The 24,782-nt window shown below is 74.0% G+C and carries 22 protein-coding genes and 1 rRNA gene; 18 read left to right on the top strand and 5 right to left on the bottom strand.

Annotated elements, in window-relative coordinates; translation table 11 throughout:
• Positions 1-4 precede the first annotated feature (4 nt).
• From rrf to NP064_RS09450, 14 genes are all read left to right on the top strand, one after another.
• Positions 5-121: ribosomal RNA gene (rrf, locus tag NP064_RS09515) — 5S ribosomal RNA — on the top strand.
• A 1,820-nt stretch (positions 122-1,941) separates the two neighbouring features.
• Complete coding sequence (locus tag NP064_RS09510; protein ID WP_227569399.1) at positions 1,942-2,805, top strand: hypothetical protein; 864 nt, start codon at positions 1,942-1,944, stop codon at positions 2,803-2,805.
• A complete protein-coding gene (locus tag NP064_RS09505) occupies positions 2,802-3,863 on the top strand; it encodes an HAD-IIA family hydrolase (protein WP_227569398.1) in 1,062 nt (353 codons plus the stop codon). Before NP064_RS09510 ends, NP064_RS09505 begins: the two co-directional genes overlap by 4 nt.
• A gap of 83 nt (positions 3,864-3,946) precedes the next feature.
• Positions 3,947-4,147 carry a hypothetical protein gene (locus NP064_RS09500; RefSeq protein ID WP_227569397.1) on the top strand — a complete coding sequence of 67 codons (201 nt, stop codon included), beginning with the start codon at positions 3,947-3,949 and terminating at the stop codon, positions 4,145-4,147.
• A gap of 6 nt (positions 4,148-4,153) precedes the next feature.
• On the top strand, positions 4,154-4,981 hold the full coding sequence (locus NP064_RS09495; RefSeq protein ID WP_227569396.1) for a TlyA family RNA methyltransferase: 828 nt from the start codon (positions 4,154-4,156) through the stop codon (positions 4,979-4,981).
• The gene (locus tag NP064_RS09490) at positions 4,978-5,871 is read left to right on the top strand and encodes an NAD kinase (protein ID WP_227569395.1); all 894 of its coding nucleotides are present in this window, start codon (positions 4,978-4,980) and stop codon (positions 5,869-5,871) included. The genes NP064_RS09495 and NP064_RS09490 overlap by 4 nt, the downstream gene beginning before the upstream one ends.
• A 2-nt stretch (positions 5,872-5,873) precedes the next feature.
• The gene (gene recN / locus NP064_RS09485; protein ID WP_227569394.1) at positions 5,874-7,616 is read left to right on the top strand and encodes a DNA repair protein RecN; all 1,743 of its coding nucleotides are present in this window, start codon (positions 5,874-5,876) and stop codon (positions 7,614-7,616) included.
• Positions 7,617-7,622: 6 nt separating this feature from the next.
• The gene (steA, locus tag NP064_RS09480) at positions 7,623-8,810 is read left to right on the top strand and encodes a putative cytokinetic ring protein SteA (protein ID WP_227569393.1); all 1,188 of its coding nucleotides are present in this window, start codon (positions 7,623-7,625) and stop codon (positions 8,808-8,810) included.
• A gap of 52 nt (positions 8,811-8,862) precedes the next feature.
• Positions 8,863-9,906, top strand: a complete 1,044-nt coding sequence (locus NP064_RS09475; protein WP_227569392.1) for a copper transporter — start codon at positions 8,863-8,865, stop codon at positions 9,904-9,906.
• Complete coding sequence (locus NP064_RS09470) at positions 9,903-10,817, top strand: hypothetical protein (protein WP_227569391.1); 915 nt, start codon at positions 9,903-9,905, stop codon at positions 10,815-10,817. The genes NP064_RS09475 and NP064_RS09470 overlap by 4 nt, the downstream gene beginning before the upstream one ends.
• Before the next feature lie 2 nt (positions 10,818-10,819).
• Positions 10,820-12,472, top strand: a complete 1,653-nt coding sequence (gene murJ, locus NP064_RS09465; protein ID WP_227569414.1) for a murein biosynthesis integral membrane protein MurJ — start codon at positions 10,820-10,822, stop codon at positions 12,470-12,472.
• The gene (locus NP064_RS09460) at positions 12,469-13,581 is read left to right on the top strand and encodes a glycosyltransferase family 4 protein (protein ID WP_227569390.1); all 1,113 of its coding nucleotides are present in this window, start codon (positions 12,469-12,471) and stop codon (positions 13,579-13,581) included. Before murJ ends, NP064_RS09460 begins: the two co-directional genes overlap by 4 nt.
• A gap of 124 nt (positions 13,582-13,705) precedes the next feature.
• Positions 13,706-15,391, top strand: coding sequence for a CTP synthase (gene pyrG / locus NP064_RS09455; RefSeq protein WP_227569389.1), 1,686 nt, complete (start codon positions 13,706-13,708; stop codon positions 15,389-15,391).
• Positions 15,392-15,437: 46 nt separating this feature from the next.
• A complete protein-coding gene (locus tag NP064_RS09450; protein WP_372456367.1) occupies positions 15,438-16,061 on the top strand; it encodes an NUDIX domain-containing protein in 624 nt (207 codons plus the stop codon).
• Between the two features lie 86 nt (positions 16,062-16,147).
• Here NP064_RS09450 and NP064_RS09445 read toward each other — a convergent pair whose 3' ends face one another.
• From NP064_RS09445 to NP064_RS09425, 5 genes are all read right to left on the bottom strand, one after another.
• Complete coding sequence (locus NP064_RS09445; RefSeq protein ID WP_308015275.1) at positions 16,148-17,119, bottom strand: COX15/CtaA family protein; 972 nt, start codon at positions 17,117-17,119, stop codon at positions 16,148-16,150.
• A gap of 63 nt (positions 17,120-17,182) precedes the next feature.
• Positions 17,183-17,986 (bottom strand): ABC transporter permease, encoded by an 804-nt coding sequence (locus tag NP064_RS09440; RefSeq protein WP_227569388.1) that lies wholly within the window; start codon positions 17,984-17,986, stop codon positions 17,183-17,185.
• Positions 17,983-18,957 carry an ATP-binding cassette domain-containing protein gene (locus tag NP064_RS09435; protein ID WP_227569387.1) on the bottom strand — a complete coding sequence of 325 codons (975 nt, stop codon included), beginning with the start codon at positions 18,955-18,957 and terminating at the stop codon, positions 17,983-17,985. The genes NP064_RS09440 and NP064_RS09435 overlap by 4 nt, the downstream gene beginning before the upstream one ends.
• 88 nt (positions 18,958-19,045) lie before the next feature.
• Complete coding sequence (locus tag NP064_RS09430) at positions 19,046-19,822, bottom strand: ABC transporter permease (protein ID WP_227569386.1); 777 nt, start codon at positions 19,820-19,822, stop codon at positions 19,046-19,048.
• Entirely contained in the window at positions 19,819-20,772 is a 954-nt protein-coding gene (locus NP064_RS09425; RefSeq protein WP_227569385.1) for an ABC transporter ATP-binding protein, read from the bottom strand. Before NP064_RS09425 ends, NP064_RS09430 begins: the two co-directional genes overlap by 4 nt.
• 152 nt (positions 20,773-20,924) lie before the next feature.
• Between NP064_RS09425 and NP064_RS09420 the strand changes: the two genes are divergently transcribed.
• From NP064_RS09420 to NP064_RS09405, 4 genes are read left to right on the top strand one after another with little or no spacing between them, the layout of a single operon-like run.
• On the top strand, positions 20,925-21,698 hold the full coding sequence (locus NP064_RS09420) for a helix-turn-helix transcriptional regulator (protein WP_227569384.1): 774 nt from the start codon (positions 20,925-20,927) through the stop codon (positions 21,696-21,698).
• 1 nt (position 21,699) lies between these two features.
• A complete protein-coding gene (gene sufB / locus NP064_RS09415; RefSeq protein ID WP_227569383.1) occupies positions 21,700-23,142 on the top strand; it encodes a Fe-S cluster assembly protein SufB in 1,443 nt (480 codons plus the stop codon).
• Entirely contained in the window at positions 23,142-24,434 is a 1,293-nt protein-coding gene (gene sufD, locus NP064_RS09410; RefSeq protein WP_227569382.1) for a Fe-S cluster assembly protein SufD, read from the top strand. The genes sufB and sufD overlap by 1 nt, the downstream gene beginning before the upstream one ends.
• Positions 24,431-24,763, top strand: coding sequence for a non-heme iron oxygenase ferredoxin subunit (locus NP064_RS09405; protein ID WP_227569381.1), 333 nt, complete (start codon positions 24,431-24,433; stop codon positions 24,761-24,763). Before sufD ends, NP064_RS09405 begins: the two co-directional genes overlap by 4 nt.
• Positions 24,764-24,782 lie beyond the last annotated feature (19 nt).

Here is a 24,782-nt window from a genome sequence, read left to right as displayed (position 1 = left end):
GAGTTACGGCGGTCATAGCGAAGGGGAAACGCCCGGTCCCATTCCGAACCCGGAAGCTAAGCCCTTCAGCGCCGATGGTACTGCACTCGCCAGGGTGTGGGAGAGTAGGTCGCCGCCGGAACATCATTCAGAAAGAGCCATCCCCTATGGGGATGGCTCTTTCTGTTTTCCAGGCCATCGAATTGGCCAGGACGGCTGTGCGATGCAGCCGCCTGCCGCCATCGGCCGGCCGTCCAGCCATTCGACCTGCCTCGAGGTGACGTGCTCGACCCCGTTGCGGGCCCGGATCGGACCGGACTCCCCGGCAGGGATGAGATCATGGTGGTTGCAGCACGATGAGGGGAACTCACACACATGAACAGTGACGACGGAGCACGTCCGCCCAGGACGCCGCGTACGAACGCAGGCAGCACGGGCGGCGCCCGTGACCGGGGACGCGCCACAGGAGATGGCCGGCCGCCGCGTGTCGCCGGCCAGCAGCCACGCTCAGCGCGTGGCGCGTCGTCATGGGGTGGTGCGAGAGGCACCGACCGCCCCGACGCGCGCGCGCAGCGTCCCGAGCGCGACGACCGCGGCGCCAGCCGGGCTCGTGACAGCTGGGACGCAGGCCGGGAGACCAGGGCTTCCCGCCCGCCGCTCGGCGGCGAGTGGCGCTCGAATCCGCGCGACGGCTCCGCTCAGCGCTCCTCACGCGACGACCGGTCCGCTCGTCCGAGCAGTGGCGCGCCTCGACGCGACGGCCAGCGCCCCGACTCGTCCGCGCGCCCGTTCCGCGACGACCGGCGCGGAGCAGGCGACCGCCCGTACCAGCAGCGCAATGAGCGCAGCGACTCGCGCGGCGAGGGACGCCCGTCCTTCGACCGCGACAACCGCACGTCGCGTCCCACCGGGGGCTCCGGCTTCGGTGGAGGCCGACCGTCCGACGGGCGCCCCCCGCGCGGCGACCGTCCGTACCGTCCCTCCGGTGACGCGCCGTGGCAGCGCTCCGGCGGATCCCGCCCGGACGCGGGCGACCGTCGTCCCTCGCGTGACGACCGGGCGCCCGGCGCCGGCCGTCCCGAGCGCAGCGCTGGCGGGTTCCGTCCGTCCGGCGGCGCGCCCAGGCACGAGGGCCAGCGCCCTCGGTTCGAAGGCGAGCGCCCCCGGTACGAGGGTCAGCGCCCCACCAGCTTCCGCGGTGGCTCGGACGACCGTCGGCCCGCTCGGGACGACGACCGCCGTCCCGCACGTGATGACCGGTACCCGTCACGCGACGCGCGTCCTGCACGTGATGACCGGTACCCGTCGCGCGACGCCCGCCCCGCCCGTGAGGGCTTCCGGGACCAGGGGCGACCGGCGTGGTCCGATGACCGCCGGCCCGCTCGCGACGACCGGTTCCCCGCGCGCGAAGAGCGCCGTGACGACAGGTCGGCCCGCCCCGACCGTGGCGGAAGCGGCTTCCGTCCGTCCAGCGCGGCCCCTCGCCACGAGGGACAGCGGCCGAGCGGAGCCTTCCGTCCCGGCTCGGACGACCGCCGCCCTCCGCGGGGCGATCGCCCCGAGCGCGGCGACTTCACCCCGCGGGACTCCCGCCCGCCGCGTGACGAGTCGCGTCCGGCACGCTTCGGCGACCGTCCTCGCACGGACGACCGGCGCCCCCGCGCCGACGACCGCCGGCCGGCTCGTGACGATCGTCCCCGCACGGACGACCGTCGCCCGGCCTCCGAGGACCGGTTCGCCGGACGGGAGAGCTCCTACGCCCGTCGCGAGGACCGGCCGCGCGCTGACGACCGCCGGCCCGCCCGCGACGACCGTCGTCCCGCACGTGACGCCGGCCGACCCCCACGGGACGGCGAGCGCACCTCGCGTCCCGGTGGAGACCACACCGACCGGCCCCAGTGGTCCGAGCGGCCGTCACGCGACGACACACGGTCGTCGCGTCCGCCGCAGACGGTGCGCGAGGTGGCTCCCGAGCTGCCCGATGACATCCAGTTCTCCGACCTGGACCGCTCGGTGCGCGCGCGGCTGCGGACGCTGAGCAAGGAGAACGCCGAGAACGTCGGCCTGCACCTCGTGATGGCCGGGCGCCTTCTCGATGAGCAGCCCGAGCTCTCCTACGAGCACGCCCAGGCCGCGGTCCGCCGCGCTGGGCGCGTGGACGTGGTCAGGGAGGCCGCCGGCCTGGCGGCCTACCGGACAGGGCGGTTCGCCGAGGCGCTGCGCGAGCTGCGCACCGTGCGCCGACTGAACGGCTCCTCCGAGCACCTCGCCATCATGGCGGACTGCGAACGCGGGCTCGGGCGCCCTGAGCGCGCTCTCGCGCTGGCGGCGAGCCCGGAGGCCGAAGGGCTCGAGCCCAGCGCCCGGGTCGAGCTGGCGATCGTCGTCAGCGGCGCCCGGCTGGACCTCGGGGAGCCGGAGGCCGCAGTCGCCGTCCTGGCGACCCCGGAGATCCGCGCGCTCACGGGAGTGCTCGCAGCGCGCGTCGCCCAGGCCCGCGCCGCCGCGCTCACAGCGGCAGGCAAGCCCTCCGAAGCCGAGGCGGAGCTCGCCCCGTTCTCGCAGCGGCAGCTCGCGGAGGCGTCCGGAGACCTCGCCGATGACGAGGACGACGTCGTCGTCTACGACCTGGTCGAGGACGACGAGGCGGGCACGGCCGACGCTTCGGTCGGCGACGAGGCAGGCGCTGCCGATGCGCCCACCGAGGCAGGAGGCGACTCGTCCGACGATGACGGCGACTCGGCAGAGCCGGCCGCTGTGGCCGACGCCCCCGTGGACGCCGTCGATGGGTCGGTGGACGAGGAGCAGCAGGGGGACCAGGCATGAGGGGCGGCCTGCTGGGATGCGACGTCCCGCTGGCTGAGCGGTACGACCTCGCCCTCGTCGACCTCGACGGCGTGGCCTACCGAGGCCACGAGCCGATCCCGGGCGCCGCGGAGGGGCTCGCCGGGGCGCGCGCGATCGGGCAGCGATTGGTGTTCGTGACCAACAACGCCTCGCGCGAGCCCGAGTCGGTGGCCGGCCAGCTGTCCGGGCTGGGCATACCCGCGAGCCCGGACGAGGTGATGACGGCCGCACAGGCCGCCGCGGTGGTCCTCACCACCCGCCTGCCGCGTGGCGCCAAGGTGCTGGTGGTCGGTGGCGCCGGCCTCGTCACCGCGGTGCGCGCCGCCGGCTTCACCGTGGTGACGTCGGCTGACGACGAGCCCGATGCCGTCGCCCAGGGCTTCGCGCCCGAGCTCGGATGGGCGCAGCTCGCCGAGGCCGCGTACGCGGTGCAGCGGGGCGCGTGGCACGTGGCGAGCAACCTCGACCTGAGCCTGCCCACCGCGCGGGGGTTCGCCCCCGGCAACGGCGCGCTCGTCGGCGCGGTGCGGTCGGCGACCGGCGTCGAGCCGGCGAGCGCCGGCAAGCCGTCTCCCACCATGTACCAGCTGGCCGTCGAGCGAGCGGGCGCCCAGGCCCCGCTCGTCATCGGCGACCGGCTGGACACCGATCTGGGCGGCGCCCGCGCGGCCGACTACCCGGGCCTGCACGTGCTCACGGGAGTCAGCACGGCGCGGGACGACGTGCTGGCCACGCCGGGGGAGCGGCCCTCGTACATCGGCGCCGACCTGCTCTCGCTGCTGACTCCCCACCCGGAGCCGGTGCTCGGCGCGGAGGGCTGGTGGGAGTGCCGGTCCACCGCCGCCCGAGTGCGTGACGGACGGCTCGAGCTGCACCGCTCGACGGGCGGTGCGAGCGGCACGGAGGACGGGGTGGACCTGGTGCGCGCGGCGTGCGCGGCGGCGTGGTCGACGGTCGACGCGGGCGGGGAGCTCGACGCCGGATCCGTCCCCGACCTGGATGTGCATGACGTCGGCTCTGTGGCAGGCGCCCGGTAGCGTGGGCGTGCCGTGGCGGCGTCCGGACACCGGCGCCGCCACCCAGCCCCACCCAGTGGGACCGACGACGGGGAGTGACATCGGTGAGTGACGTGGACGAGGCGCGCGACGGCGTGGCGCCCAGCACTGACCACGAGGGCGCGGGCGCCACGGGCGACCCGCAGGTCGACGCGGTGCTGGCTGGGCTGGCGGGCCTGGCGGCCCAGCCGCTCTCCACGCACGTCACGGCGTTCGAGGCCGTCCACACGGGTCTGCAGGCGCGGCTCGCGGACACTGAGGGCTGACGGCTCATGGGCTCTCGACTGGACAGCGAGCTCGTGCGGCGCGGTGTGGCTCGGTCGCGTCGTCACGCGGCCGAGCTGATCGCCGCCGGCCGTGTGCTCGTCGACGGCGCGGTGGCGCGTCGCAGCGCCACCTCCGTCCGGGACGGCCAGCGGGTCGACGTCGATGCCACGGACGCTGAGCCTGCGTGGGCGTCGCGCGCTGCCCACAAGCTGGTGGGCGCCCTCGACGCGTGGGCCGACGAAGGGCTGCGCGTCGAGGGGCGGCTATGCCTCGACGCCGGGGCCAGCACGGGAGGCTTCACCGACGTGCTGCTGCGACGGGGCGCCGCGCACGTCGTGGCGGTGGACGTCGGACACGATCAGCTCGTGCAGGCCCTGCGGGAGGATCCGCGGGTGGAGGTCCGCGAGGGTGTGAACGTGCGGGGCTTGGAGCCCGGCGACGTCGATCCGGCGCCCGAGCTCGTCGTCGCCGACCTGTCCTTCATCTCGTTGACGCTCGTGCTCCCCGCCCTGGTGGCGGTGGCGCGGCCCGACGCCGACCTCGTCGTCATGGTCAAGCCGCAGTTCGAGGTGGGCCGTGAGCGCCTGGGCTCCGGCGGGGTGGTGCGGTCGCCGGTGCTGCGAGCCGAGGCGGTGCTGGGCGTGGCGCGCAGCGCTGTGCGCCTCGGGTTGGACGTCGCCGGCGTGGTCCGCAGCCCTCTGCCGGGGCCGAGTGGCAACGTGGAGTACTTCTTGTGGTTGCGCCGTTCGGGGACCCCCCTCTCGGACATGGAGCTCGTCGAGCAGGTGGAGGCCGCGGTCCGCGCCCCTGCGCCCGGAGGTGAAGAGGCATGAGGCGTCGTGCGCTTGTCGTGACCCATAGCGGCCGGGAGGAGGCGGTCGCCGCCACGCAGGAGACCCTGCGCGCGCTGGAGGCCGTCGGCATGACGCCGGTGCTGGCACTCGACGACAGCGTGCCCGTGCCGCTCGGGGACATCGAGATGGCCATCGTGCTGGGCGGCGACGGCACCATCCTGCGAGCGGCGGAGCTCACCCGGGGTTCGGGCCTGCCGTTGCTCGGCGTCAACCTGGGCCATGTCGGGTTCCTCGCGGAGAGCGAGCGGGAGAACATCGCCGAGGCGGTGCGTCGGCTCGCCGACGGCGCGTACGAGGTCGAGGAGCGCGGGACGCTCGACGTGGAAGTGCACCTGCCGGGCGGGGACGAGATCGCCCGCGGCTGGGCGCTCAACGAGGCCGCGCTGGAGAAGAGCGACCCCGCCCGGATGATCGAGGTCGTCGTCGAGGTCGATGGACGGCCGCTGTCGTCGTTCGGCTGCGACGGGGTGGTGATGTCGACGTCGACCGGGTCGACCGCGCACGCGTTCTCTGCCGGCGGGCCCGTGGTGTGGCCGGACGTCGACGGGATGATCCTCGTGCCGCTCTCGGCGCATGCCCTCTTCGCGCGGCCGCTCGTGGTGGGGCCATCGAGCGTCCTCGCCGTCGAGCTGATCAACCGATCGCCCGCCAGCGCGATCCTCAGCTGCGACGGGCGTCGTCGGATCGACGTGCCGGTGGGCTCGCGCGTCGAGGTCCGGAAGAGCCCGATACCGGTCCGGCTGGCCCGGTTGACCCCCGCGCCGTTCACCGATCGGCTGGTCAGCAAGTTCGGCCTGCCCGTCGAGGGATGGCGCGGAGGCCCCGAGGCCCCCCGGCCGTACGGCACCTCGATCGGACGGGAGGGATAGCCATGCTGGAAGAGATCCGGATCCAGGACCTCGGGGTGATCGGCCGGGCGCACGTCCCGCTGCGGCCCGGGCTCACCGTCCTGACAGGCGAGACCGGCGCCGGCAAGACGATGGTGCTCACCGGCCTCAACCTGCTGCTCGGCGGCAAGGCCGACCCGGCGACCGTGCGCACCGGGGGCGCCTCGGCCGCGGTGGAGGGACGGGTCCTGCTGCCCTCCGACTCCCGGGTGCTGGCCCGCGCGCTCGAGGCCGGCGCCGAGCTCGACGACGACGGGTCCCTCGTGCTGGTCCGCACCGTCGCCGCGACGACGCCCGGCTCGACGGGACGGTCTCGCGCGTTCCTGGGCGGGCGGTCGGTGCCGCAAGGAGTCCTCGCGGAGATCGCCGACGAGCTCGTGACCGTTCACGGGCAGGCGGACCAGGCCCGTCTCCGGTCTCCGGCACGCCAGCGCCAGGCCCTGGACGCCTACGCGGGCCCCGAGCACGAGGAAGTGCTGTCCGCCTACCGGGAGAGCTGGTCCCGGCGCCAGGCCGTCGTCGCCGAGTTGCACGAGCTGACCGAGCGCGGGCAGGAACGGGCGCGCGAGGCCGAGCTGCTGCGCCTGGGGCTCGGCGAGGTCGAGCGGATCGCCCCGCAACCGGGCGAGGACGTGGCCCTCGGCGCCGAGATCGACCGGCTGGCGCACGCGGAGGACCTCCGCGCGGCGGCTGCTGGAGCCCACACCGTCCTGGTCGGGGAGGACGGCACAGGGGTCGGCGAGGAGCAGGCGGCAGCCGCCCTCGTCGAGCATGCCCGCCGGGCCCTCGAGCTGGCCGGCGAGCACGACCCGACGCTCGCCGCCCTCGCGACCCGGGTCGCCGAGGCGGGATACCTGCTGACCGACGCCGCCACCGACCTGGCGTCGTACCTCGAGGACCTCCAGGCCGACCCCGCGCGGCTCGACCAGGCCCAGCGCCGGAGGGCCGAGCTGGCCTCCTTGACCCGCAGCTACGGGGCCGACGTCGCCGAGGTGCTCGCTTGGGCGGACGCCGCCGGGCGACGCCTCCTCGACCTGGACGACGGCGACGGGCGCCTGGCCGCGCTCGCCGCCCAGGCGGAGGAGCTCACCGCGACCCTGGAGACGCTGGGGAAGTCGATCACCGACGGACGGCTGCGGGCCGCGTCGTCCCTCGCCGAGGCGGTCACCACGGAGCTGGCGGGCCTCGCCATGGGCGGCGCGCAACTGCGCGTCCGGGTCGAGCCCGCCGACGAGCCAGGCCCGCACGGCGCCGACGTCGTCGAGATGCTCCTCGTCCCGCACGCGGGGGCCCCGGCGCGTCCGCTCGGCAAGGGGGCGTCCGGCGGCGAGCTGTCACGCGTCATGCTCGCGATCGAGGTGGCCCTGGCCACCTCGCCCGGCTCGGGCGCCCACCGGCCGGCGACGTTCGTCTTCGACGAGGTCGACGCCGGTGTGGGAGGCAAGGCCGCGGTCGAGGTGGGCCGCCGCTTGGCGGCGCTGGCCCGCGGGGGCCAGGTGCTCGTCGTGACGCACCTCGCGCAGGTCGCGGCGTTCGCCGATCAGCACCTCGTGGTGACGAAGTCGACCGGAGAAGGCGCCGATGTGGTGACCGAGTCCGATGTGCGGGACGTCACGGGAGACGAGCGCGTGCGCGAGCTCGCCAGGATGCTGTCAGGCCACCAGGACTCCGATGCGGCACGCACGCACGCAGCCGAGCTCCTGAGCCTCTCCGGCATGGGACGATGAACCCCGATGAGAGTCTCGCTGCGCAAGCGCGCCCCCCTGCCCGACGAGCCCGGAGTCGCCGGCCCCGCCCGTGTCGACCCGAGGACGAAGGCGCTGACCAAGCGTCTGCGTCCCGGTGACATCGCGGTCATCGACCACCTGGACATCGACCGCGTGTCCGCCGAGGCGCTCGTCGCGTGCCAGCCGGCCGCTGTCCTCAACGCCGCCCGGTCGACGTCGGGCAGATACCCGAACCTCGGCCCGGAGATCCTCGTGGAGGCGGGCATCCCGCTGATCGACGACCTCGGGCCCGACATCATGACGATCCCCGACGGCCGCACGCTGCGCGTGGTCGACGGCGCGGTGCACGACGGCGCCACGCTGGTCGCCGAAGGCGTCGAGCAGACCGACGAGACCGTCGCCGCGGCGATGGCGGAGGCGCGGGAAGGGCTGTCCGTCCAGCTCGAGTCCTTCGCCGCCAACACGATGGACTACCTCCGGCGGGAGCGCGAGCTGCTGCTCGACGGCGTCGGGGTGCCGGACGTGTCCACCGTCATCGACGGGCGGCAGGTGCTGATCGTCGTGCGCGGCTACCACTACAAGGAAGACCTCGTCACGCTGCGGCCGTACATCCGCGAGTACCGGCCGGTGCTCATCGGCGTGGACGGCGGCGCGGACGCCATCCTCGAGGCCGGGTGGACCCCCGACCTCATCGTCGGCGACATGGACTCCGTCTCCGACCGCGCCCTGCGGTGCGGCGCGGAGGTCGTGGTGCACGCCTACCGCGACGGCCGCGCGCCCGGTCTCGCACGGGTCGAGCAGCTCGGCGTGCAGCACGTCGTCTTCCCCGCGACCGGCACCAGCGAGGACGTGGCGATGCTGCTGGCCGACGACAAGGGCGCGGAGCTCATCGTCGCCGTCGGCACGCACGCCACGCTCGTCGAGTTCTTGGACAAGGGCCGCTCGGGCATGGCCTCCACGTTCCTGACGCGCTTGCGCGTGGGCAGCAAGCTCGTCGACGCCAAGGGGGTGTCGCGGCTGTACCGTCAGCGCATCTCCAACGTGCAGCTGCTGCTGCTCGTCATGGCCGGGCTGCTCGCGCTCGGCGTCGCGCTCGCGTCCACCGAGGCGGGGCAGACGCTGCTCGGCCTCACCGGCGCGCGGTTCGACGACCTGTTCTCGTGGACCCGCTCGATCTTCGGCTCCACGCCATGACCGCGCCCCAGACGCCCCGGCCCACGCCCGCACCTGACCGAGAGACCACATCGTGATCGACTTCCGCTACCACATCGTCTCGCTCATCTCGGTGTTCCTGGCCCTCGCGGTCGGGATCGCTCTGGGCGCCGGGCCGCTCAAGGAGACCATCGGCGACACCCTCACCGGCCAGGTGCAGGCGCTGCGCGCGGAGAAGGAGTCGCTTCGGACGGAGGCCGACGTCGCCTCCGCGAACCTGCAGGACGCCACCGACTACATCGAGTCGGCCGCGCCGCAGCTGCTCGCCGGCGCGTTGGCCGACCGCCGCGTGGCGGTCGTGGCGCTCGGCGAGGTGACCGAGGGCGAGGTCGACGAGATCGAGGCGCAGCTCACCGCGTCCGGCGCGCAGGTCAGCGGCGTGGTCACCCTGGCCGAGACCTGGACGGACCCCGGGCTGCGGAGCTTCCGCCAGGCGCTGGTCGGCACTCTCGTGGAGTACCTGGACCCGGCGCCGGCCGACAACACCGGCACCGACGTCGAACTGGCGACGGCACTCGTGCAGGCCCTCACGGGCGCGGACCCCCAGGCGCCGGACCAGTTCTCCGAGCCCGCGTCGGTGCTGCTCCAGCTGCTGAGCGTCGGCGACAAGCCGCTCGTGACCGGCGCGGAATCGGTGAGCGCCCCGGCGGATGCGATCGTCGTCCTCACCCCGCGGGCGCCCGAGGACAAGGACGAGGACGTCGACGAGGACGCAGCCGCTGCCATCGTCACGGCGCAGCTCGCCGTCGTGACCGCCGCGCAGGACGGCTCGGAGGGCGCTGTCCTGGCAGACTCCGGGTCGTCCAGCACGACCCTCGCCGGCCGGGTGATCGCCGATGACGCGCTCTCCGGGAAGATCACCACCGTCGCGGGCGCCGACCTGATTGCCGGACAGGTGAGCGTGCCGCTCGCGCTGAACGCGCGGATCGGTGGCGTCAACGGCCATTACGGATTCGCTGAGGGCGAGACGATCGTGCCGACGCGGGTGGCCCTTCCGCCCGTCGACCGCACACCGGTCCCCCCGGCCGCAGACGGCGTGGCCGACCCTGATGGCGCCGCGAACGGGGCCGCGGGATGACGGTGGGCCTGGGGCAGAGGGTCGTCGCCGGGCTCGCGGCGTCGAGCGTCACGCTCGCGGTCCGGGGCGCCCTCGACGAGGACCCGCCCGGCGGCTCCCGCCGGTGGACCCGGATGAACCACCGCGGCGAGCCGGTGAGCCTGCTCTCGGGTCCCGCCGCCGCGGCGGGACTAATCGTCGGCGGAGCCCTCGGCGCCCCGACGCCGCGTGCAGCGGTCGCGTCGAGCGTGGCGACCCTGGCGGGCGCGACGTTCGGCCTTGTGGACGACCTGGCGGAAGACCAGGAGACGCGTGCGAAAGGGCTGCGCGGCCACCTCGGCGCGCTGCGCGAGGGCCGGCTGACCACTGGCGCGCTCAAGGTGCTGGGCATCGGAGCCGGCGCACTGGTCGCGGCAGCGGTCGCCACCCCGGGGCGCGGCGCCGACGGCTCGCGCCGGGCGCCAGTGGCGTGGGCCGCCGACGTGGCGGCCTCGGGGGCGCTCATCGCGGCCACCGCGAACCTCGTCAACCTGCTGGACCTGCGCCCCGGACGCGCGTTGAAGGCCGTCGGCCTCGCCGCGGCGCCGATGGCGCTCGCCGGAGGCGCCGGGTCGGGCGCGGCAGCCGCGGTGGTGGGCGCCGCGTCGGCAGGGATCGAGGCGGACCTGGCCGAGCGCGACATGCTGGGCGACGGGGGAGCGAACGCGCTCGGCGCGATGCTGGGCGCCGCGGTGGTGCTCGACGCGCCCCGGCCCGTGCGGCTCGCCCTGCTCGCGGGCGCCGTGGGGCTCACCGTGGCGAGCGAGCGCGTCAGCTTCACCCAGGTCATCGCCCGCACACCGGTGCTGCGCGAGCTCGACGGCTGGGGCCGGCGCCCCATGGCGCCAGCCGCTCCCGTCGCCCGCGCTGGAGACGAGAGCCGCGGCGCGTGAGCATGTCGACCAGGCGGGCGCTCGGCGGCCTCGCCAGCGCGGCGGCGATGATCGCCGCCATCACGGTGCTCAGCCGCCTGCTGGGGTTCGGACGCTGGTTCGTCCAGGCGGGAGCGGTGGGCCCCGGCCTGATCGGCGGGGCGTACAACACGGCGAACACATTGCCGAACGTCCTGTTCGAGGTGGCCGCTGGTGGAGCGCTGGCCGGAGCGCTGATCCCCGTGGTCACCGCGCCGTTGCGGCGCGGCGACCGGGCGGAGGTCAACAGGACGGCGTCCGCGCTGCTCGGCTGGACCCTGCTGGTGCTCGTGCCCCTGGCGGGCGCCCTGGCGCTGGCTGCAGGCCCGCTCGCCCGGCTGTTCGCCGGCCTCACCGACGACCCAGTCCAGCCCGAGCTGATCCGCTACTTCATCCTGGTGTTCGCGGCGCAGATCCCGTTATACGGCCTGGGAGTGGTGTTGTCCGGCCTGCTCCAGGCGCAGCGGCGGTTCTTCTGGCCGGCGCTCGCCCCGGCGCTGTCGACGGCCGTCGTGATCGTGGCCTACGCCGTCTACGGGCAGCTCGCGGACGGGCAGGTCAATGACGCGTCGGCGCTGCCCCCTGGCGCCCTCGCCTGGCTGGCGTGGGGCACCACGGCGGGTGTCGCCGCCATGAGCCTGCCCCTGCTCATCCCGGTGCTGCGCTCGGGTGTGCGCTTCCGGCCGACCCTGAGCTTCCCGCCCGGGGTGGCGGCACGGGTGCGGAGCCTGGCGTTCGCCGGCATCGGCGCGCTGCTCGCCCAGCAGGCGTCGGTGGTGGCGATGCTGCTGCTCGCGGGCGGCCGGGTCTGGAGCGTCTTCCTGTACGCCCAGGCGGTCTACCTGCTCCCGTACGCGGTCCTCGCCGTGCCCCTGGCGACCAGCACGTTCCCGCGGCTCGCGGAGCGCGCGGCGCGGCCCGCACGGCGGGGCTTCGCCGAGATGGCGGCCCTGACCACTCGGGCGGTGCTGGTGGCGGCCGGTGTGGGCGTCGCCGCCCTGGTCGCCGCGGCGCCGGCGGTCGCCGAGCTGTTCGCGTCCATCGTCCATCCGGAGGAGTCCGAGCTGGTGCTGGCGATGGGCCCCGCGCTGACCTGGATGGCGCCGGGCCTGGTCGGGTTCGCCCTCCTCTTCCACGTCGCCCGCGCGCTGTACGCCCTCGAGCACGGGCGCGCCGCCGTCGTCGCCGCGGTATGGGGGTGGAGCGCCGTGGCGGTCACGGCCGCGCTCCTGGCATGGCTCTGGGCGCCGCCGCATGACGGCCCGCGGATGCTCGTCGCCCTGGGCGCGGCGAACACGGCGGGCATGCTCGTCGCCGCGGTCGCGCTGCTCGCCGCGTTGCGGAAGGTCGCGGGCGCCGGCGCGCTGCAGGGCGCTCCGCGCACCCTGGTGGTCCTCACCGGGGGCGTGCTCGTGGGCGCCGCCGCCGGCCGGTGGACCACCGACCAGGCGCTCGCGATCTTCGACAGCGGATGGGCGTCCGCGCTGGGAGCCGGCGCCGGCGGCGGGGCGCTCGCGATCGTGCTGGTGACGGTCGCCGTCGCCGGGCTCGACCGCGGCACGCTGCGGGGGGTCCTCGGCCTCGATCGCGGCGCGACGCCCCTCAGTGTCCGCGACCACCAGGGGGAGGCGCCATGAGGGTGTTGCAGGTGCTCGGCTCCAGCGCCGGCGGGGTGTCCCGGCACGTCGCCCAGATCACTCGCGCCCTGGGCGAGGACCCCGGACGGATGACCGTGCACGTGGCCGGCCCGCCCGAGCTCCGGGAAGTCGTGGCGCCGTCGGGCGGGGCGGCCGTCTTCCACGCCACGCCGATCGCCGATCGTCCACGGCCCGCCGACGCCGCCGCGGTGCGGCGGCTGCGCGCCCTGTCTCAGGGCGCCGACGTGGTGCACGCCCACGGACTGCGCGCCGGGGCGCTCGCGGTGCTCGCGGCACGGTCCCTGCCGCCCCGTGGGCGGCCACGGGTGGTCGTGACGTTGCACAACCTGCCCGTCGGGGGACGCGCCATCCAGGCGGTGTCCACGGTGCTGGAGCTGGTCGTGGCGCGCGGCGCCGACGAGGTCCTCGGCGTCTCCGGAGACCTCGTGGCCCGCGCCAGGGTGCGCGGGGCACAGCACGCGCGACGGGCCTTGGTGCCCGCGCCCCCGCTGCCGGAGCCCGGTCGGGGGACAGCGGCCGTGCGCGCTGAGCTCGGCGTGGGGCCAGGCGCCCCGCTGGTCGTGAGCGTCGCCCGCCTGGCGCCGCAGAAGGGCTTGGGCCTGCTGGCGGACGCGGCGTCCCTGCTCCGCTCCGTCGATGCCCTGGACGGCCTCGTGTGGGCCCTCGCCGGAGACGGCCCTCTCGACGGCGAGCTGCGGTCTCGGATCGAGGAGGAGGACCTGCCCGTGCGGCTGCTCGGGCGCAGGGAGGACGTCGCCGACCTGCTCGCCGCCGCGGACGTGGTGGTGAGCACCGCGGTGTGGGAGGGGCAGCCGATCGCCGTGCAGGAGGCCCTCCAGCTGGGCGCGCCCGTGGTGGCGACCGACGCCGGCGGCACCCGCGAGGTGACCGGCGACGCCGCTGTGCTGACGCCGGTGGGCGACGCGGCCGCGCTGGCGAGTGCCGTGGCGGGGCTGCTCGCGGACCCGTCGCGGCGTGCCGCCCTCGCTGCGGCTTCCCGCGCGCGGGCCGCGACGCTGCCGCGCGTGGCGGACGTCGTCGAGCAGCTGCACGACGTCTACGGCGCCGCCCCGCAGCGGTCGAGCTGACCGCCTCCGCACTCCGCGGCGGGGCACGTCCGGCCGAAGGCCCGCGCGGGATCGGCAGGAGAGTGCTGCGACTCACCTTCCCTGGGGGCCACCGCTGCGGATCTCTCGGGTAGAGTGGAAGCCCGTGGCAGAGCGCGCAGATCGACTCTCCGGGCGGTCGGACAACACGACCCGGCACATCTTCGTCACCGGAGGCGTCGCCTCCTCTCTCGGCAAGGGCTTGACGGCCAGCAGTCTGGGGCGCTTGCTGCGTTCCCGGGGCATGCGGGTCACGATGCAGAAGCTCGACCCGTACCTGAACGTCGACCCCGGCACGATGAACCCGTTCCAGCACGGTGAGGTCTTCGTCACCGAGGATGGCGCCGAGACCGACCTGGACGTGGGGCACTACGAGCGCTTCCTGGACGTCGACCTGGTCGGCTCCTCGAACGTGACCACCGGCCAGGTGTACTCGCAGGTGATCGCCAAGGAGCGACGCGGCGAGTACCTCGGCGACACCGTGCAGGTCATCCCGCACATCACCGACGAGATCAAGACCCGCATGCGGGCGCAGGCCGACCCCGCTGTCGGGACTCCGCCGGACGTGATCATCACGGAGATCGGCGGCACCGTCGGCGACATCGAGTCGCAGCCCTTCCTCGAGGCGGCCCGGCAGGTCCGGCACGACCTCGGGCGCGACAACGTCTTCTTCCTGCACGTCTCCCTGGTGCCGTACATCGGCCCCAGCGGCGAGCTCAAGACCAAGCCGACGCAGCACTCCGTGGCCGCCCTGCGGTCGATCGGCATCCAGCCCGACGCGATCGTGTGCCGCTCCGACCGGGACATCCCCGAGTCGACGAAGCGCAAGATCGCGCTGTTCTGCGACGTCGACGTCGAGGCGGTCGTCACGTGCAAGGACGCGCCGAGCATCTACGACATCCCCAAGGTGCTGCACTCGGAAGGGCTTGACGCCTACGTGGTGCAGCGGCTCGGCCTGCCGTTCCGCGACGTCGACTGGGGCAGCTGGGACGCCCTGCTGCAGCGCGTGCACGCCCCGGCCCACCAGGTCGAGGTCGCGCTCGTCGGCAAGTACATCGACCTCCCCGACGCGTACCTGTCGGTGACGGAGGCGCTGCGCGCCGGTGGGTTCCACCACGACACCCGGGTGGTCATCCGGTGGGTCACGTCGGACGACTGCCAGACGCCGGAGGACGCCGCCCTGGCGCTCGAGGGCGTGGACGCCGTGCTCGTCCCCGGAGGGTTCGGGGTGCGCGGCATCGAGGGCAAGCTCGGCGCGCTGCGCTGGGCCCGCGAGCAGCAGGTGCCGACGCTCGGCATCTGCCTCGGCCTGCAGTGCATGGTCATCGAGTACGCCCGCAACGTGCTGGGCCTCCCGGAGGCGTCGTCCTCCGAGTTCGACACGAACCCCGCGGACCCGGTCGTGGCGACGATGGCCGAGCAGCTCTCGATCGTGGACGGCGCCGGCGACCTGGGCGGCACCATGCGCCTCGGGGCGTACGACGCGGTGCTCAAGGAGGGCTCGGTCGTGGCCGAGGCGTACGGGACCACCAAGGTCTCCGAGCGCCACCGGCACCGCTACGAGGTCAACAACGCCTACCGCGACAAGCTCGAGGCTGCCGGCCTGGTCGTCTCTGGGGCCTCCCCGGACGCGTCGCTCGTCGAGTTCGTCGAGCTGCCCCGGGACGTGCACCCGTACTACGTCTCGACGCAGGCGCACCCCGAGTTCAAGTCGCGGCCCAACCGGGCGCACCCGCTGTTCGCGGGCCTGGTCGGCGCCGCGCTCCAGCGTCGCGGCACGGACGAGGACTGACGTGGCGGACAGCCCTGCCCGGGGCGGCGTCGACGGCGTCGACGGGGTGGCCGCCCCGGCCGGGCTGACCGACCTGCACGCGCCGCGGCCCGTCACCGAGCACACGCAGATCCACGCCGGCAAGGTGTGGGATGTCGTGGGCGACGTGGTCGACCTCGGCGCGACGCAGGTGCTCCGCGAGTACGTGGCGCACCCCGGCGCGGTCGCCGTCATCGCCCTCGACGAGCACGACCGGGTGCTGCTGCTCTCGCAGTACCGGCACCCGGTCCGCACCGAGCTCTGGGAGCCGCCCGCGGGCCTGCTCGACGTGCCGGGGGAGCCCTTGGCCACCGCCGCGGCGCGCGAGCTCGGCGAGGAGGCGGACCTGCGCGCCGGCTCCTGGAGCCTGCTGGTGGACTACTTCTCCTCGCCCGGCGGCTCCGACGAGCGGATCGTCATCTTCCTGGCGCGCGACCTGTCACCGGTGCCGGACGACGAGCGCTTCGTCCGTGAGGACGAGGAGGCCGACATGGTTCCGGTGTGGGTCCCGCTCGACGAGGCGGTGGCAGCGGTGCTCGGGGGCCGGCTGCACAGCCCCACGGCCGTGCTCGGCGTGCTCGCGGCGGCAGCCGCTCGGGATCGTGGCTGGTCCACCCTGCGCCCCGCCGACGAGGCGGCCGTCGCAGGCTGACCCGTCGACACCTCTGCCCGCACGACGAAGGCCGGCCCCCGCCCGGGGCCGGCCTTCGTCGTGCGGGCTGTGACGCCCGTCGCGCCTCAGACTGCGCTCGACGCCTCGACGGGCGCCGGGGCCGCGTCGTCAGAGGGCAACTGGCCGCGGGAGCGCAGGGTCAGCAGGAACCACGTCAGCGCGGCCGTGAGCAGCCCGGCCCCGAGCATGTGCAGCCCGACGAGCAACGCGGGGAGCCCGGTGAAGTACTGCACGTAGCCGATCAGGCCCTGGGCGAGCGTGACGGCGCCGAGCATGATCCCCGAGCGGCGTGCCGTCCGCGGCGCGCCGGTGCGCCACAGGGCGGCCAGCATGACGGCGAGCACCGCGCAGAACGCCCACACCGCCGCCGCGTGCACGCGCGACATGAGCGCGGGGTCGACGGCGAAGCGGTACGCGACCTCCTCGTCCCCGCCGTGTGGGCCGGCGCCCGTGACGACGACCCCCAGGCACAGCAGCACGACGGCGACGCCGGCGAGCACCCATCCGGTGCGCACGACGGCGGGGCCGACCAGCGCGCGCGGCGCCTCGTCCCCCTCGTCCTCGCGTCGCAGCAGCAGGGTCGAGGCGGCGATGAGGCCCAGCGAGATGAGCATGTGCATCGCCACCACGGCGGGGTGCAGGTGGAGCAGCACGGTGATGCCGCCGACGACGGCCTGCAGTGCCACGCCGATCAGCGGCGCCAAACCGAGCCGTCGGTAGCCGAGGCCGCGTGAGCGGTTGGTCCAGACGAGCACGGCCACCGCGACAGCGATCACGCCGAGCACCCCGGTGAGGGTCCGGTTGCCGAACTCGATGAACGAGTGGCCGGTGGCGGCGGCGTGGCGCACCGGCGTGAAAGCGCCCGGCTCGCACATCGGCCAGGTGGAGCAGCCGAGGCCCGAGGCGGTCAGCCGCACGGCGCCGCCGGTGACGACGATGCCGATCTGGGCGACGAGGTTGGCGATGATGGCGCGCCGGCGCCACACGTCGCGGCGGGTGGCTGGCAGGCCTGGTGTCATGACGGGGGCAGCGCTCACGCGGACCAGCGTACGTGCGGGCGCCGCGCGATCACGGCACGCCCGGTGTGAGATGCGGCGGGCTCAGCGGCTGGTGGAGACGCGGTACTGCGCGTTCGCGAGCGGCACGAACACCCCGAGGATGACGACCGACCAGATGAGGGTGTAGACGACAGGGTGCTGCAACGCCCAGCCGGTGGGCTCGGGCGTGCCCGCCGGGATGTTCCCGAAGAGCTCGCGAGCCGCCTGCGTGACGGCCGAGACGGGGTTCCACTCGGCGAAGGCCTGCAGCGGGGCGGGCATCGTGTCGAGCGGCACGAAGGTGTTCGCCACGAAGGTCAGCGGGAAGATGATGATGAACGACGCGTTGTTGACCACCTCGGGGCTGGGCACGAGCATGCCGACCCACGCGAAGATCCACGAGATCGCGTACGCGAACACGATCAGCAGCAGGTAGCCCGCGACGGCGTCCGCAAGGGAGCCGGTGATCCGCCACCCGACGACCAGCCCGGTCAGCGACATGACGACCAGCACGATCACGTTGTTGATGACGTCGGAGAAGGTCCGGCCCGTGAGGACCGCCGACGGGGACATCGGCAGGGAGCGGAACCGGTCGATGATCCCCTTCTTGACGTCCTCGGCGAGGCCCGCGCCCGTGATGGTGGCGCCGAAGATCACGGTCTGGGCGAAGATCCCCGCGATGAGGAACTGCCGGTACTCGCCGCCGTCGCCGCCCTCGATCGCCCCGCCGAAGACGTACGCGAACAGCAGCACGAACATGATCGGGGACAGCGTGGTGAAGACCAGCAGGTCGGGCACCCGCTTGATCTTGATGACGTTGCGCGTCGCGACGACCGACGCGTCCGCGACGACGTTCGGGACCCTCATGGCTGCCGTCCTTCCTGCTCCCCGTCCCCGTCTTGGGTGGTGCGGCCGGTCAGCGACAGGAACACGTCGTCCAGCGTGGGGCGGCGCAGCCCGATGTCGTCGAGCGTGACGGCCGTCCCGTCGAGCACCCGCAGCGTCTCGGCGAGCCGTGAGGCACCGCCCGCCACGGGCATCACCAGCGTGCGGCGTCCCACGTCGAGCGTCGGCGGGGCCAGGCCCAGGGGCGCCAGCAGGCGGCCGGCCTCGTCGAGCTGCGCGCCGTCGGTCACCGTGATCTCGAGCCGCTCGCCGCCGACCTCGCGCTTCAGGTCGTCCGAGGTGCCCTGCGCGATGATGCGGCCGTGGTCGATGACCACGATCTCGTCGGCGAGCAGGTCCGCCTCCTCCAGGTACTGCGTGGTCAGGAGCAGGGTGGTGCCGCCCGCGACGAGGGTCTGGATGACGTCCCACATCTCGGTGCGGCCGCGCGGGTCGAGCCCGGTGGTGGGCTCGTCGAGGAAGATCACGGGCGGGTCGGCGACGAGTGCTCCCGCCAGGTCGAGGCGCCGCCGCATGCCGCCCGAGTACGTGCGGGTGGGCCTGTCGGCCGACTCGACGAGCGAGAAGCGCTCGAGGAGCTCGCGTGCCCGGGACCGTGACGCGGCGCGGCCCAGGTGGTAGAGCCGCCCGATCATCACCAGGTTCTCGAAGCCGGTCAGGTACTCGTCGACGGCGGCGTACTGGCCGGACAGGCCGATGTGCCGGCGCACCTCGGCGGGCTGGCCCAGCACGTCCTTGCCGGCGACGCTCGCGGCGCCCGCGGTGGGGCGCAGGAGCGTCGCGAGGATGCGCACGACCGTGGTCTTCCCGGCGCCGTTGGGCCCGAGCAGCCCGAGCACGGTGCCCGTGGGCACCGTGAGATCCACTCCGTCGAGCGCGACGATGTCGCCGTAGCGCTTGACGAGACCCCGCGCGACGATCGCGTCCCCCATTTGGGCGATGCTAGGCGCTCCGTCGGACACGCGCGTGCTGGGGCGCTACGCCCCTGGTTAGCGGCGTGCGCCGTGGGTGGGCCAGGGGTCAGTGCCAGCGGAAGAGCCGCGACGCGCCCCATCCGAGCACGGCCGCCCACCCGAGCAGCACGGGCGCGGTCCAGCCCGGCAGGCCGCCCGTGAGCAGCGCCTGCCGCAGCCCTTCGCCGAGGGCTCCGGAGGGGAGGAAGGCGGCCAGCCCGGCGAGCGGCCCGGGGAGCTGCTCGGCGGGGATGAGCACGCCGCCCCCCACGGCCAGCAGCACGAGCAGCAGGTTGGCCACGGCCAGCACGGCCTCCGACCGCAGGGTCCCCGCGACGAGCAGGGCGAGCGAGGTGAACGCGGCGGTGCCCAGCACGACGGTGAGCAGCGCCAGCGGGACGCCCGCCAGGTCCGGCCGCCAGCCGAGGGCGACGGCGATGGCCCCCAGCACGACGATCTGCACGAGCTCGACCGCGAACACGGCCAGGATCTTGCCCGCCAGCAGGCCGCCGCGGCCCAGGGGGGTCGTGGCGAGCAGCCGCAGCACCCCGTTGCGCCGGTCGAACGCGGTGGCGATGGCCTGCGACGTGAAGGACGTGCTCATGACGGCGAGCGCGATCACGCCGGGGGCCACGAAGTCGATGCGGGCGGCGCCTCCCGTCGACAGCTCGACCAGGTCGCTGCGGGTCAGGCCGACGAGGATGAGCGCCGGCAGCGCCAGCGTGACCATCAGCTGCTCGGCGTTGCGCAAGATCGCCCGGGTCTCGAAGAGCGTCTGCGACAGCACGCGTCGTGCGGGGGACGCGGCTCCCGTCGTGCGGCGGCGGTCGGCCACGGCGGTCATCGCAGGTTCCGTCCGGTCAGGTCGAGGAAGACGTCCTCGAGGGTGCGGCGGCCCACGCTCGTGCGAGTCACGAGCACGCCGCGGTCGGCTGACCAGGCGGTCAGGGCGGCGAGAGTCTCGGGGGTGACGGCGCCGCTGAGCACGTACTCGCCGGGGGAGGGCTCTTGGACCACCGGCGCGGGGCCGGTCTGGCCGGTCGTGGCGAGCGCCGCGCCGAGGGACGCCAGGTCGAGCGCCGGCGGGGCCTCGAACCGCAGCGTCCGGTCGTCGGCGGCGGCGACGAGGTCCCGCACGCCGCCCTCGGCGATGACCTTGCCGTGGTCGAGGACGACGACGTGGTCGGCCAGCGACTCGGCCTCGTCCATGAGGTGCGTGGTCAGCACCACGGCGACGCCCTCGTCGCGCAGCTCGCGGACCAGCTCCCACACGGCGAGCCGCGACTGGGGGTCCATGCCCGCGCTGGGCTCGTCGAGGAAGACGAGCGCCGGCCTCCCGACGATCGCGATCGCGAGGGCGAGCCGTTGCCGCTGCCCTCCGGAGAGCCGGCGGATGGTGGTGCCGGCGAAGTCGCGCAGGCCCAGCCGCTCGACGAGCTCGGCGACGTCCCGGGGCTCGGCGTACATGGTGGCGACGTGCCGCAGCATGTCGAGGGCGCGGACGGCGGTCGGGAGGCCGGAGTCCTGCAGCATGACCCCGACCTGCGCGCGCAGCTCCCTGCCGTGGGCCTGCGGGTCGAGGCCCAGCACGCGCACCGAGCCCTCGTCGGGCGCGCGGAGGCCCTCGCAGCACTCGATGGTGGTGGTCTTGCCGGCGCCGTTGGGCCCCAGGACCGCGGTGACGCGGCCTGCCTCGGCGGTGAGGTCGAGCCGGTCGACGACGGCGCGGCCGCCGTGCCGCTTGACGAGCCCGCGGATCTCGACGGCGGGCGGAGCGGCCGGGGGTGCTGACACGGCGACGAGTCTAGGCGCAGCGGGTGCGCCGACCTGGGAAGTCCGCCGTGGTGAGGCTCACCTTGCTTGCACGGAACGATATTGACAACAAGGATGTTGGCAATATCAGGGCCAGCATGGCCGGCTCCTGGCTGCCATCGATCGGAGGTGTGATGAGCGCGACCCTGCCCGTTGCCCGCACGCACGCGTCCGACCGCACGACCGCCCGCGCCCGCGCGGTCGCCGTGTGGCGCTCTCCCGTGCCCGAGGACGGGGTGGACCACGAGGCGGGCACCCGGCAGCGGGTGCTGCAGATCGTGACCGCCGACGGCCCTGTCTCGGCCACCGAGCTGGCAGCCGAGCTCGATCTGACCACCGCGGCCATCCGCCGCCACCTCGCGGTCCTCGAGGGGAACGGCCAGATCACGGTCCACCAGGCGCACGGCGCCGCCCCTGCCCGCCGTGGGCGGCCCGCACGGCGCTACGTCGTGACGAGCCAGGGGCAGGCGGCCCAGCCGCACGCCTACTCGGGCATCGCCGCCGAGGCGCTCCGCTACCTCGCCGAGGTCGCGGGCCCCGAGGCGGTGGAGGCGTTCGCCGAGCGCCGCGTCAAGCAGCTCGAGGACCGCCACAGCGCCGTCGTGGAGGCCGCGGGCGACGACCCCGTGGCCAGGGTGCAGGCCCTGGCCGACGCCCTCGCGGCCGACGGGTACGCCGCCACGGCGCGCCCGGTGCCAGGCGCCGCCGCGGTCCAGCTGTGCCAGGGGCACTGCCCGGTGCAGCAGGTGGCCCAGGAGTTCCCCCAGATCTGCGAGGCCGAGGCCCAGGCCTTCTCGCGGATGCTGGGCGTCCACGTGCAACGCCTCGCGACGCTGGCCGGGGGCGGCCACGTCTGCACCACGAACATCCCGACGATGACGACCCCTGCCCCCGCGGAAGGACGATGACATGAGCGCACCCACTGAGAGTGCTGCTGGAACCCCGTTGACCCAGGACGAGGCGATCGCCTCCATCGGGAACTACACCTACGGGTGGCACGACAAGGACGACGCGGGCGCCATCGCCCAGCGCGGGCTCTCCGAGGCCGTGGTCCGCAACATCTCCGCGCTCAAGAACGAGCCCGAGTGGATGCTCAAGACGCGCCTGAAGTCGCTGCGCCTGTTCGAGAAGAAGCCCATGCCGTGGTGGGGCTCCGACCTCACGGGCATCGATTTCGACAACATCAAGTACTTCGTGCGCTCGACCGAGAAGCAGGCCACCAGCTGGGACGAGCTGCCTGACGAGATCAAGGACACGTACGACCGGCTGGGCATCCCCGAGGCCGAGAAGCAGCGCCTCGTCGCGGGCGTCGCCGCGCAGTACGAGTCCGAGGTCGTCTACCACCAGATCCAGGAGGAGCTCGAGGAGCAGGGGGTCATCTTCCTCGACACCGACACGGCCCTGCGCGAGCACCCGGAGATCTTCGAGCAGTACTTCGGCTCGGTGATCCCCCCGGGCGACAACAAGTTCGCCTCGCTCAACACCGCGGTGTGGTCGGGCGGCTCGTTCGTCTACGTGCCGCCGGGCGTGCATGTGGAGATCCCGCTGCAGGCGTACTTCCGGATCAACACCGAGAACATGGGCCAGTTCGAGCGGACGCTGATCATCGCGGACGAGGGCTCGTACGTGCACTACGTCGAGGGCTGCACCGCGCCGGTCTACTCGTCCGACTCGCTGCACTCGGCGGTCGTCGAGATCATCGTCAAGAAGAACGCCCGCGTCCGGTACACGACGATCCAGAACTGGTCGAACAACGTGTACAACCTCGTGACCAAGCGGGCGACCGCGGCCGAGGGCGCGACGATGGAGTGGGTCGACGGCAACATCGGCTCGAAGGTCACCATGAAGTACCCGGCGATCTACCTCATGGGCGAGCACGCCCGCGGGGAGACGCTGTCGATCGCGTTCGCCGGCGAGGGCCAGCACCAGGACGCGGGCGCGAAGATGGTGCACGCCGCCCCGCACACGTCGTCGTCGATCGTGTCGAAGTCGGTGGCGCGCGGCGGTGGGCGCACGTCCTACCGCGGGCTGGTGCAGGTGCTCGAGGGCGCCGAGCACTCGGCCTCGAACGTGCTGTGCGACGCGCTGCTCGTCGACCAGATCTCCCGCTCCGACACCTATCCCTACGTCGACGTCCGCGAGGACGACGTGTCGATGGGCCACGAGGCGACGGTCTCGCGGGTGAGCGAGGACCAGCTGTTCTACCTGATGTCCCGCGGGATGACCGAGACCGAGGCCATGGCCATGATCGTGCGCGGGTTCGTCGAGCCCATCGCCCGTGAGCTGCCCATGGAGTACGCCCTCGAGCTGAACCGCCTGATCGAGCTGCAGATGGAAGGGGCCGTCGGCTGATGTCGACCACCACACAGGACACCGCCGGGCTGTCGACCGACCACAGCCAGGCCACCGCCGACGGCGCGCACAGCCACGGCGTCGTGCCGCAGGGCTCCCGCGCCGAGCGGCTCACGTCGTTCGACGTCGCCGACTTCCCGGTGCCCACGGGCCGCGAGGAGGAGTGGCGCTTCGCGCCGGTCGACCGGATCGCGCCGCTGTTCGGCGCCGACACGGACGGCGTGCTGCCCGGCCACGGCGTGCTCACCACCGTCGTCGAGGCACCCGAGGTCACGGTCGAGATCGTGGACCGCGACGACGCGCGCCTCGGCGCGGCGGGGCGCCCGGGCGACCGGGCGGCCGTCGCCGCCTGGGCCTCGTTCCCGCGGGCCACGGTCGTGACCATCCCCAAGCAGGCCGTCGCCTCGAGCGCCACCTCGATCCGTGTCGAGGGCGTCGAGGGGCAGCACCCGCTCGAGCCCACGGGCGCGCACCTGCTGGTGCACGCCCAGGAGCTCAGCGAGGCCGTCGTGGTGCTCGACCACGTGGGCCACGCCATGCTCACCGAGACGGTCGAGGTGGTCGTCGAGGACGGCGCGCACCTGACGCTCGTCTCCGTGCAGGACTGGGCGGAGGGCTCGGTGCACACCGCGTCCCACCGTCTGCGCCTGGGCCGAGACGCCACGGTCAAGCACATCGTCGTGACGCTCGGCGGCGACGTCGTGCGGATCACCCCCGACGCGGAGTTCGTCGGCGAGAACGGGTCCGTCGAGATGCTCGGCGTGTACTTCGCGGACGCGGGACAGCACCAGGAGCACCGGCTGTTCGTCGACCACGCGGTGCCGAGCTGCCGCTCGCGCGTCACGTACAAGGGCGCGCTGCAGGGCCAGGGCGCCCACACGGTGTGGGTCGGCGACGTGCTGATCCGTGCCGAGGCCGAGGGCACCGACACGTACGAGCTGAACCGCAACCTCGTGCTCACCGACGGCGCCCGCGCCGACTCCGTGCCGAACCTCGAGATCGAGACCGGCCTGATCGAGGGCGCCGGCCACGCCAGCGCCACCGGCCGCTTCGACGACGAGCAGCTCTTCTACCTGCGTGCCCGGGGCATCCCCGAGCTCGACGCCCGCCGCCTGGTGGTGCGCGGCTTCTTCGCCGAGCTGATCCAGCAGATCGGCGTCGCCGAGGTCGAGGAGCGGCTGATCACGTCGATCGAGAACGAGCTCAACGCGTCGATGAGCGCGCTCGACACCGTCGCCGCCGAGCCGCGCGTCGAGGGCGTGGAGGCGGGCGCCCAGACGGAGGGCGCATGAGCGCCCAGTTGGCCTGCCTGACGGCTGACGTCCCCGTGGCCGGCGCCCTGCGCGTCGAGCTCGAGGGCGCCTCCGGCAAGGTCGAGGTGGCAGTCGTCCGCGACGAGGACGGCCAGCTGCACGCCATCAGCGACGTGTGCTCCCACGGGGCGGTGTCGCTGTCCGACGGCGAGGTCGAGGGCTGCACCGTCGAGTGCTGGCTGCACGGCTCCCGGTTCGACCTGCGCACCGGCAAGCCGTTGAGCCCGCCCGCGGTGCGCCCCGTCCCCGTCTACCCCCTGACCGTCGACGGCGAGCGTGTGCTCGTCGATGTCGACGCGCCCCTGTGAGCTTTGAGGAGAACCTGAG

This window comes from Cellulomonas chengniuliangii (assembly GCF_024508335.1).
In the GTDB taxonomy this organism is placed as follows: Bacteria; Actinomycetota; Actinomycetes; order Actinomycetales; family Cellulomonadaceae; genus Cellulomonas_A; species Cellulomonas_A chengniuliangii.
This window is presented reverse-complemented; position numbering and strand designations above follow the sequence as displayed.

Coding starts and splice junctions, on each gene's coding strand:
- NP064_RS09505 (WP_227569398.1), top strand. CDS start 2,802: ATGAGGGGCGGCCTGCTGGGATGCGACGTCCCGCTGGCTGAGCGGTAC.
- NP064_RS09440 (WP_227569388.1), bottom strand. CDS start 17,986: ATGAGGGTCCCGAACGTCGTCGCGGACGCGTCGGTCGTCGCGACGCGC.
- NP064_RS09430 (WP_227569386.1), bottom strand. CDS start 19,822: ATGACCGCCGTGGCCGACCGCCGCCGCACGACGGGAGCCGCGTCCCCC.
- NP064_RS09405 (WP_227569381.1), top strand. CDS start 24,431: ATGAGCGCCCAGTTGGCCTGCCTGACGGCTGACGTCCCCGTGGCCGGC.
- sufB (WP_227569383.1), top strand. CDS start 21,700: ATGAGCGCACCCACTGAGAGTGCTGCTGGAACCCCGTTGACCCAGGAC.
- sufD (WP_227569382.1), top strand. CDS start 23,142: ATGTCGACCACCACACAGGACACCGCCGGGCTGTCGACCGACCACAGC.
- NP064_RS09490 (WP_227569395.1), top strand. CDS start 4,978: ATGAGGCGTCGTGCGCTTGTCGTGACCCATAGCGGCCGGGAGGAGGCG.
- murJ (WP_227569414.1), top strand. CDS start 10,820: ATGTCGACCAGGCGGGCGCTCGGCGGCCTCGCCAGCGCGGCGGCGATG.
- NP064_RS09435 (WP_227569387.1), bottom strand. CDS start 18,957: ATGGGGGACGCGATCGTCGCGCGGGGTCTCGTCAAGCGCTACGGCGAC.
- NP064_RS09420 (WP_227569384.1), top strand. CDS start 20,925: ATGAGCGCGACCCTGCCCGTTGCCCGCACGCACGCGTCCGACCGCACG.
- NP064_RS09470 (WP_227569391.1), top strand. CDS start 9,903: ATGACGGTGGGCCTGGGGCAGAGGGTCGTCGCCGGGCTCGCGGCGTCG.
- steA (WP_227569393.1), top strand. CDS start 7,623: ATGAGAGTCTCGCTGCGCAAGCGCGCCCCCCTGCCCGACGAGCCCGGA.
- NP064_RS09460 (WP_227569390.1), top strand. CDS start 12,469: ATGAGGGTGTTGCAGGTGCTCGGCTCCAGCGCCGGCGGGGTGTCCCGG.
- recN (WP_227569394.1), top strand. CDS start 5,874: ATGCTGGAAGAGATCCGGATCCAGGACCTCGGGGTGATCGGCCGGGCG.
- NP064_RS09495 (WP_227569396.1), top strand. CDS start 4,154: ATGGGCTCTCGACTGGACAGCGAGCTCGTGCGGCGCGGTGTGGCTCGG.